The 641-nt window shown below is 43.2% G+C and carries 1 protein-coding gene; it reads right to left on the bottom strand.

Annotation, left to right across the window (positions count from 1 at the left end):
- Positions 1-51 precede the first annotated feature (51 nt).
- A complete protein-coding gene (gene tnpB / locus BSCG_RS29330; RefSeq protein WP_004323560.1) occupies positions 52-561 on the bottom strand; it encodes an IS66 family insertion sequence element accessory protein TnpB in 510 nt (169 codons plus the stop codon).
- Between the last annotated feature and the right edge of the window lie 80 nt (positions 562-641).

Below are 641 nucleotides of genomic sequence, written 5' to 3'. Positions count from 1 at the left end.
TTATGTGACAAAGTTATCAAAATAAAGCAGAACGGCTTGTAGGACGGGAGATTACTTTTCAACTGTTTTCCGATACTTTTTAACAGTAAGCAGCTCATTCAGGCGATTCCAGGAAATTTGAAGAAAATCCCTCTTCCGTTCGTCCTTTTTCAAGAGAAAAGAGCCGCGATTCAGACGACGGCATTCCAAACGGTATTCGTCGTCGCACCGATAAAGGATATGCAACCTGCTACGGGAGCGGTCAAGAAAAATATGGCAACTCTGCTCTGACACGCAAGAACTCGTGTGCCGGATGACCTCGCCACAAAGACCGTCAATGCCTTTATGGAAATTACAACCTTGGGGATAAAGGTAATAGGACCAGAAAGGACTGCTACGGAAAAGACCAAGGCCTAAAGGGAGAAGTAGGTCCTGAGGGGAATGGATACCAAGGCTGGAAGCCGAAACTTTATAACGACGACCACCATCAAATATGAAAAGAACCGAATCAAAATGGTTAGACTCGGAAAAAAGGCTACGTAGTTTATCACTTTCGCTAGAAAATACTAATACTGAACACATAATGGATTAAGATTGTAATGAAGACACAAAGGTAGGAAGGAAAAGAAGGGAAACAAACACGCACGTGACCGAATGCTTAC

Source organism: Bacteroides sp. 2_2_4 (genome assembly GCF_000157055.1).
Taxonomy (GTDB): domain Bacteria; phylum Bacteroidota; class Bacteroidia; order Bacteroidales; family Bacteroidaceae; genus Bacteroides; species Bacteroides ovatus.
Note: the sequence above shows the minus strand (reverse complement) of the source record. Positions and strands in the feature narration are given on the sequence as shown.